The following is an 8,966-nucleotide window of genomic DNA, read 5'->3' as shown; positions in this document are numbered from 1 at the left end:
TGGAATGGAGCAACAATAAAGGAAAGCTGTATACGGGAAAACCGTACGTGCAGTTTGAAGAGAGGTCCCAGCTGTGAGGCTGGTCCTACTCTATTTTTTGAGATATAAATACTTAGAATAAAATTACTTATTATTTTTTTATACTTGAAATCCAAAAAAAGAAAGTGATATAATATATCTGTTATAAATGTTTTATTATGGATATAAAGGTTAATTTTAATTGGGAGGGATAGTGTTGATATTTAAGTTTCCTGCTATATTTGGTCAGAAGGTGGCATTGTTAGGTGATTTTAATAATTGGAGGTTTGATAAAGATCTATTAGAAAAAGAAGGTGATGAATGGGTTATAGATATTGAAATAAGTAAAGGAATACATAGATATAAGTTTTTAATTGATGATAAGTTATGGATTAATGACCCCTATGCTGATATGTATGTTAATAATAGGACAGGATCACTAAATTCTGTAATTCAACTAGATAGCGATGATGTGGTCAGAGTTAGTAAAGAATATGGGATCATTGATGATATAGGCATGGATAATAATTTTAATGAAATCGTTTTAATGAAGAAGTCAGAGGGTGAAAATAGAGAATTTAATATCAGTGGTCAGCAGATTTATATTTACAATAGCATTAAAGAATGTATTGGGGAGGTTGAAGTGACTTATGTTTGGTGTAGACCAGACTTAAAAGTCTTTGAATCTGACTCAACTTTACTTAAAGCAACTGGTGGAGAAGAGAGGTTATATAATTATATCAATTTGCGGGGAGAAGATTTTAAGCCGGGCTTATGGAGAGTTTTTATTTTAATTAATGGTAGGTTACTTGCTACAGAAGAGTTTCTTATTAAATCTAATTTTTATTATCATAAGAGAGGTATGATTTTAGTTAAATAATATTGGAGGAGTTAATATGCTAGATTGCCCAATCAACTTAGAACTATATAGATATGAAATCGGAGATAAGATAATAGCATTAGATGTACAGAGTTCAAAATTTTTAACAATTGATAATTTAAGCAGTAAGATTTTAGATTTAGCAGATACTTATTTGACAAAGGATATAATTTCGATTTTAAGTCAAGAATATCCGACAAGAGAAGTTATAGAGAAACTAAATTGGCTTGAAGAATTATGGGAGCAGGAGAAAATTAATCCTTATAATAGAGTTGTGGAAGGTTTTGAGCAATTTGATCATTATGAACTAAAATTACATCCAACAAGTAGATGTAATCTAAACTGTAGATACTGTTTTGGAGGAGAGGTTCATCAAGAAAAGATAAAAGATACTACTATAGAAACTGCTAAGGAGGCAATTTATTTTCTAGTAAATGACTTTGGAAAAGAAGGTAGTAGTTATTCAGTAGATTTAAGTGGGTCAGGGGAATCATTATTAAGGTTTGATTTTATAAAGGAGATAAAAGATTACTGTGAAGAATTAAGTGAAAAAATTAACAAAAGAATTCTGATTACTTTATGCACCAATGGTACTTTACTGGATAAAGAGAAGAGTAGCTACCTAAAGAAGAATGAAATTTTATATGGTATCAGTATAGATGGTGATGAGGTAATTAATGATGATTTGAGAATATATAAGGATGGAAGAGGTACTTTTAAAGATATTGTTAAGAACTGTGAAGAGATAGAGGATAGAGAATTTTTAGGATTTGCAGTGACTTTGACAGGTAAGCATACCAATATAAAGGATATTTTTTTGAAATTATTCCAATTAAATTTAGTTGATAGTATAGGAATTAAACCAATAAGGTTAAGACCAGATAATGAGTATGCTATGAATGAAGATAATCTAGAGCAGATTAAAGAAGGATATAATGAATTTGCTTTATTTTTGATAGAGGAAATAGCTAAAGGAAATACAGAATATCTCTATGCTATTCTTAGAAGTGCTGATTATTTCGGTAAGTTGCTAAAAAGAACTATCAGAAATGATAGTGTAATTTATCGTTGTAGTGCAGGTTTAAATAGTCTCTCTGTCAACCATAAAGGAGAGATTTATAGCTGCCCTGTACAGTTGAACAATAGTTCCTTTAAGATGGGGAGTATCTATACAGGGGTAGATAGAGAGGTACAGGAGGATTTACGACAACTATATGCAGATAATATACCTTATTGTCAAGGATGTTGGGCTAGATACTTATGTTCTGGGGAGTGTTTTGCAGTAGGTGAGATGGTTCATCAGCAGAAAGAGAGACCTTATCGAGTGATGTGTGAGTATAAAAAGCATTTAATCAGATTGAGTATCTATCTCTGGACTGAGATTCAAGAGATAAATCCTGGAATCTTTGATTCTATCTATCGAGAGTGTATGAAGATGGAGTGGTAATTACAATTTAGAAATTGAGAATTGATAGTTAAAATAAAAAGAGAGCAAAGAAGCATAACTTGTATTTGGTTGCCTGAGTTATGTGGAGTGAATAGCAAATCCACCAAAATGATGACGACCTATTCGAATCTTTTGGGGATTTTCTATATAAAATAATTAATCTAAAAATATTAAGGAGGAAAGTAAATGTTAACAGAAGCTAATGGAAGGGGTCAAGAAAGTTACAATAGTCAACTTCTAAGGATGAAGTATGGGAGTGTAGGTAATCTAGCAAAGAAGGAGAGTGGAGAGAAGAGTAATTCTCAAGTGAAGAATCAAGCTACTAGCAAATTAAAGGTGTCATTGAAGATGAATCTGATTAAAGATAAGATCAATCTGTCTTCTAATATTAAAGAAGTAAAGAAAGGTGTATCAGAGTCTAAGATAGGAAGAGTTACTAACATAAGTACAGAGGATAAGTATAAATTGCATAGCCCGGTTAGAACTGGTACAATATACATATCGAGTAGATTTGGAGAAGATAGAGGTACTTATTTGCACAAAGGATTAGATTTTGATGGAGAATTTGGTGACAAGATTTATGCAGCTAAAAAAGGTGAAGTTATCTCTACTGGAATGACAAAATCTGGGGGGAATCAAGTAGTAATTAAGCATGACAATGGGCTGCTTACAAAATATTGCCATTTAGATAAAATTAATGTAGAAGTTGGTGACAAAGTTACCCAAAAGACAACTATTGGAACTATGGGTAATACAGGTACTAATGTACATTCAGTTAATGAAAAGGGTGATGGAGTACACCTTCACTTTGAGGTCATTAGAAATGGCAAGAATCTAGACCCAGAAACATTGTTAGATACAAAAGGATTTATTTATAGAAAAGGAGATTATGGCGGTAGCTGTGGTGGTGGAAGAAGACACAGTAGTAGCCATAGCAGTCATAAAAGTAGTAGCAGTCACAAGAGTCATAGCAGTCACAAGAGTCATAGCAGTCATAAAAGTAGTAGCAGTCACAAGAGTCATAGTAGTCACGGAAGTTGTAGCAGTCATAAAAGTAGTAGCAGTCATAAAAGTAGTAGCAGTCATAAAAGTAGTAGTAGTCATAAAAGCAGTGGCAGTCACGGAAGTTGTAGTAGTCATAGAAGCAGTAGTAGTCATAGAAGCAGTAGTAGTCATAGAAGCAGTAGTAGTCATAAAAGCAGTGGCAGTCACGGAAGTTGTAGTAGTCATAGAAATAGCAGTAGCCATAGAAGTAGTGGTAGTCATGGAAGTTGTAGTAGTCATAGAAGTAATGCTAGTCATGGAAGTTGTAGCAGTCATAGAAGTAGTAGTAGTCACGGAAGTTGTAGCAGTCATAGAAGTAATGCTAGTCATGGAAGTTGTAGCAGTCATAGAAGTAGTAGTAGTCACGGAAACTGTAGTAGTCATAGAAGTAATGCTAGTCATGGAACATGTAGCAGTAGAAGGAGTCATGGGACATGTAGTGGAGTAAGAGTAGGTGGATGTAGTGTTACTAGCAATCCAATAAAATCAACGAACAAAGTATTGAAAGTAGGAAGCAAAGGAACAGATGTTAAGAAACTTCAACAGAATTTGAAAGATTTGGGATATAATATAAGTGTTGATGGAGTATATGGTAAAGATACTAAAGCTATTGTAGAGAAATTTCAGAAAGAGCATGGACTAGCTACAGATGGAGTAGCAGGTAAAAATACATGGGAGGCTATAGCAGAAGAGAAGAAAAATATTAATAATGCCCCTAAAAATACAAATAAATTATTGAAAGTAGGAAGCAAGGGGGAAAATGTTAAGAAACTTCAACAGGATTTGAAAGATTTAGGATATGACATAAGTGTAGATGGAGTCTATGGTGGAGGTACTAAAGCTATTGTAGAAAAATTTCAGAAAGAGCATGGCTTATCTATAGATGGAGTAGTAGGGACAGATACAAGTCAGGTTATAGAAGAAACTAAGAGAAGATGGGATAAGATAAAAGAACTTGATGAGCAAGAAGTTTGGGAGAATGTAAATGTAGAAGATAAGACTGGTGATGTATGGAATGGAGGAGCAGGAGTAACAGTAACTGCTCCATTATTCAATAAACGTCATGGATATGGAGTTTATGTAGAAATGACTGGAACTAGAACTTATAATGTGAAAGAGAGTACAAATGGTTATACAGTAGGTATAACTAGTAATGGAATAAGTATTTCTGACCCTAATGGGACAAGTATAGGGGTAGGTACAGAAAAGAGTTATACGGTAGCAGCAAAGATAGCTCAGGCAAATGGACTGACAGTAAAGGATGGGACTAAAATTAATATGGATAGTTCAGTAGGATTAGATGGTCTAAAGGTATCTATAACAGCAGAAAATAAAGAGATAAATGGAACACATACTGTAGATAAATTAGAATTTAAACCAGGTGTTGATAAGAAACAACTTACAACAGCAACAGCTGCTGTAGCTGTTGCAGCGGTGGCAGGTGCTCTAACTGAAGGAATTGGTGCAGAAGAAGCTTATGTATTTACTCAAACTATTTTAGAAGAAGCATTTTAAAGTGTAAGGGGGCATAAAGCCCCTTGCTCAATTTTAGATTAATAGAGGTGAAGAGAATGAAGGAATATCTGAAGAGAGTAGGTTATTTTGCTTTAGTATATATTTTAACAAATTTATTTTTTCATAATTTGAGTTTTTTTTCAAATGGAGAATTTGGAGTTAGCTTAACAGTTGATATTTGGACATTAATAGGGATAATAATTTTAGTTATTCATTCCATTTTTCATGTAGGAATCATAAAATTAGTCAGTATTAAACTAGATAAATTTATTTATAAATCAACTAAATTTATTATCTATTCAGCTTTTATTCAAAGTTGTTTTGAAGGGTTTGATGTTTTGTTCTTTGGTCCTTGGAAAAAGCTTTCTGCGGGAGAGGTTTATTCTATTGTTACCTTGTACTTTACTGTTCTAGTATTAAGTCTTTATTATTTATGGAAGTATAGAGTAGAGTTAGCAGTGGGAATGTTTATAATAAATCTGATAATTTATAAAGCTAATTTAGCAGCATTAAACAAAGAGGATTTTTTAGATAGATTATTGAGTAATTATTTTGAATTAGGAAATTATATTCATTTTTTTAAAGGAGTATTGTTATTAATTGTGTTAATGATATTTTTAGCAATAACTATTTTGCTACGCAAAAAAGGAGTTTATGATTATAGAAGTCGCCAAGAACAATGGCAAGAGAAGATGAAGCAGGGGTATTATGCGAGATATGAGCAGTAAGAATTTAGAAGTGAATAGTATCAAGTTAAGAAGGACAGTCTATTAGGCTGTCTTACTGTATTGGGAATTATTACTAAAACAGGAAATTGGTTAGTTTTAACTAATTATTTGGTAGAAGATTGAACCCCAAAGTAGGAAGCAAAGGAACAGAGGTTAAGAAACTCCAACAGAATTTGAAAGATTTAGGATATAATATAAGTGTAGATGGAGTATACGGTAAAGGTACTAAAGCTATTGTAGAGCAATTTCAGAAAGAGCATGGCTTATCTATAGGTGGAGTAGTAGGAACAGATACAAGTCAGGTTATAGAAGAAACTAAAAGAAGATGGGATAAGATAAAAGAACTTGATGAGCAAGAAGTTTGGGAAAATGTAAATGTAGAAGATAAGACTGGTGATGTATGGAATGGAGGAGCAGGAGTAACAGTAACTGCTCCATTATTTAACAAACGTCATGGAGTGGGGGTTTATGTAGAAATGACTGGAACTAGAACATATAATGTAAAAGAGAGTACAAATGGTTATACAGTAGGTATAAGCAATAATGGAATGACTATTTATGGTCCTAAGGGAACAAGTGTAGGGAGAACTAAAGAAGGGAGTTATACGGTAGCAGCCAAGATAGCTCAGGCAAATGGATTGACAGTAAAAGATGGGACTAAAATTAACATGTATAGTTCGGTAGGATCAGGTGGGTTAAAGGTAGCCATAACAGCAGAAAATAAAGAGGTAAATGGAACACATACTGTAGATAAATTAGAAATTAAACCAGGTGTTGATAAGAAACAACTTGCAACAGCAACAGCTGCTGTAGCTGTTGCAGCTGCGGTAGGTGCTTTAACTGAAGGAATTGGTGCAGAAGAAGCTTATGTATTTACTCAAACTATTTTAAACGAGGCATTTTAAAGTGTAAGGGGCATAAAGCCCCTTGCTCAATTTTAGATTAATAGAGGTGAAGAGAATGAAAGAATATTTGAAGAAGATAGGCTATTTTGCTTTAGTATATATTTTAACCGATTGGTTTTTTCATAATTTGAGTTTTTTTTCAAATGGAGAATTTGGAGTTAGCTTAACAGTTGATATTTGGACATTAATAGGGATAATAATTTTGGTTATTCATTCCATTTTTCATATAGCAATTATAAAATTGGTTAGTATTAAACTAGATAAATTTATTTATAAATCAATTAAATTTATTATTTATTCAGCTTTTATTCAAAGTTGTTTTGAGGGATTTGATGTTTTGTTCTTTAGTCCTTGGAAAAAGATACCTCTAGGAGTAGTTTATTTTTTTGGTGCCTTGTACTTTATTGCTCTAGTATTGAGTCTTTATTATTTATGGAAGTATAGAGTAGAGTTAGCAGGAGGAATGTTTATAATAAATCTGATAATTTATAAGACTAATTTAGCAGTATTAAACAAAGAGGATTTTTTAGATAGACTAGTGATTAATTATTTTAATCTAGGGAATTATACTAACTTTTGTAAAGGAGTAGTCTTATTAATTGTATTATTAATATTTTTAGCGATAACTATTTTTCTACGTAAAAAAGGAGTCTATGATTATCGAAATCGACAAGAACAGTGGCAAGAGAAGATGAAACAGGGGTATTATGCCAGGTATGAGTCAAATAGTGAGCAGTAAGTAGTTACAAGCAAATAGTATCAAGTTACAAGTTAAGAAGGACAGTCTATTTGGCTGTCTTATTGTATTGAGAATTATCATTAGGTAGAAAGATAACTAGAAGACCATTATATTGTTATTACAAATGAACTTTTTAAAGGTAACCTTAAAAACATTTAATTACTGTAATAATTTATTTTTGGGAGAGATTTGAGGTCTCTCCCTTATCTCATCTTAAGTTACCTTATAGGATAAAATTAATAATTTATGAAGGAGAGATTATAAAAATGAATAGACAAATATTGTTATTACTTTTATTAATTATTAGCACTATTTTTTCTGGATGTAATGATGGTAGCGTACTACATAATCAAAACATGTCTCCAAAAATAAAAAAGGAAATTAATAATCTAAATAAACAAGTCATTCAAGGTATCAAAGATAATAAGAGTTCCTTAATTTTAAATTTAATGATAGAAAAAATAAGAAAAGAGAATCCAGATTCAACTAAGAATATTATTTCTAAGATACATAAATTATCATTAGATACGGAGTTTAAGTTGTATGATGATTATTATGTACTCTCAGATAATAACGAAAATGTTATTACTGTTACAAATAAAGAAAAAAGCTATTATTTAAAGTATAAAGGAATGAGTAATGAAACTTTTATTTGCTTGTATAGATTGGAGGAAGCAGATAGAGAAGCATCTATGTTTACTACTATCTATACTAAGATAGAAGGTGAATGGAAGCTACAGTATTTTCATTATGGAGGTTTAGAGGTACTTGGAAAAACAGCACCAGAATTATTTGACGAGATTAAAGACTTATCTAATAAAGGTTATGAATTATCTGCCGTATTAAGACTAGATGGGTTAGCAAAAATCTTAAGACCTAATCCCTTTTTTCACTATATTAATGAAAAAGAGATTGTTGATTTCAGTAGAAATTTACGATACAACCTTGATAAAAAATATAAATTTCCGATTAAATTATCTAATATCAAGACTAAACCGATAATTTATTCTATCAATCCAATTTATTATAATAATCAAGATAGTAAGGAAAAAGAGTTTATTTTTGAAATAATCTATATTACTAATATTCCTTTAGAGAATAAAAAAGAGATTGAGGCAGAAGTAGATCGAATTAATAAAGAATTAGAAAAAGTATTTCCTGGAATAACAAAGGTAGAGAGAGGGATTATGTATAAAGCAGTAGCTGAACCTCCAACTAAAGAGGATAATCCTTGTTATTCAGTAGTTGTTCACTTTAATAACTAGGATTATAATATCGAGATATTGTATAAAAATTATTAGTTTACTTTAGAGTATTAACTTATTATTTTTATCTTTGAATTATTAAGTAAGAGATAGTTGTATTGAAGGGAGAAGAGGTATTAGGGCGTGTCGATTTAGTGGCTAAAGAGGAGGTAGCTAAGACTAATTTCTTTAAGATCATACTACAATTATTTAAGAAGTTTATCAGTAATATTATGAATATCTTTGAATAAAGGCTGATTGTTATTAGACATCATGAGGGGTGTATTTTTTTCTTTTAGGGATATAAATTGTAAATATAGAATTACTTATTATTGGTTTTTATAGTTGAATATAAATAAATACAATTATATAATATTACTACCATAAGTAGTTTGTCTTAATATAAAAAATACTTTTATTGAAGGAGGTAAAATTCATTATATTTA

Annotated in this window: 8 protein-coding genes; all 8 read left to right on the top strand. The window is 31.2% G+C overall.

Annotated elements, in window-relative coordinates; all coding sequences use genetic code 11:
- Window positions 1–235 precede the first annotated feature (235 nt).
- The 8 genes from BX659_RS12905 to BX659_RS19465 all read left to right on the top strand — a co-directional run bounded on the left by BX659_RS12905 (window position 236) and on the right by BX659_RS19465 (window position 8,771).
- On the top strand, window positions 236–898 hold the full coding sequence (locus tag BX659_RS12905; protein WP_172431936.1) for a hypothetical protein: 663 nt from the start codon (window positions 236–238) through the stop codon (window positions 896–898).
- A gap of 16 nt (window positions 899–914) precedes the next feature.
- Window positions 915–2,345, top strand: coding sequence for a radical SAM/SPASM domain-containing protein (locus tag BX659_RS12900; protein ID WP_097018625.1), 1,431 nt, complete (start codon window positions 915–917; stop codon window positions 2,343–2,345).
- A 186-nt stretch (window positions 2,346–2,531) separates the two neighbouring features.
- On the top strand, window positions 2,532–4,904 hold the full coding sequence (locus BX659_RS12895; protein ID WP_097018624.1) for a peptidoglycan-binding protein: 2,373 nt from the start codon (window positions 2,532–2,534) through the stop codon (window positions 4,902–4,904).
- A 47-nt stretch (window positions 4,905–4,951) separates the two neighbouring features.
- Window positions 4,952–5,632 carry a hypothetical protein gene (locus BX659_RS12890; protein ID WP_181186445.1) on the top strand — a complete coding sequence of 227 codons (681 nt, stop codon included), beginning with the start codon at window positions 4,952–4,954 and terminating at the stop codon, window positions 5,630–5,632.
- 119 nt (window positions 5,633–5,751) lie between these two features.
- Window positions 5,752–6,537: a peptidoglycan-binding domain-containing protein gene (locus tag BX659_RS12885; protein WP_097018622.1), complete on the top strand. Its 786-nt coding sequence runs from the start codon at window positions 5,752–5,754 to the stop codon at window positions 6,535–6,537.
- 46 nt (window positions 6,538–6,583) lie between these two features.
- Window positions 6,584–7,276 carry a hypothetical protein gene (locus tag BX659_RS12880; RefSeq protein WP_181186444.1) on the top strand — a complete coding sequence of 231 codons (693 nt, stop codon included), beginning with the start codon at window positions 6,584–6,586 and terminating at the stop codon, window positions 7,274–7,276.
- 266 nt (window positions 7,277–7,542) lie between these two features.
- Window positions 7,543–8,541, top strand: a complete 999-nt coding sequence (locus BX659_RS12875; RefSeq protein WP_097018620.1) for a hypothetical protein — start codon at window positions 7,543–7,545, stop codon at window positions 8,539–8,541.
- A gap of 98 nt (window positions 8,542–8,639) precedes the next feature.
- Complete coding sequence (locus BX659_RS19465) at window positions 8,640–8,771, top strand: hypothetical protein (protein WP_258176142.1); 132 nt, start codon at window positions 8,640–8,642, stop codon at window positions 8,769–8,771.
- Window positions 8,772–8,966: the final 195 nt, after the last annotated feature.

This window comes from Orenia metallireducens, assembly GCF_003001995.1.
Lineage (GTDB): Bacteria > Bacillota > Halanaerobiia > Halobacteroidales > Halobacteroidaceae > Orenia > Orenia metallireducens_B.
The sequence above is the reverse complement of the archived record's forward strand: the minus strand, read 5'-3'. Positions and strand labels throughout refer to the sequence as shown.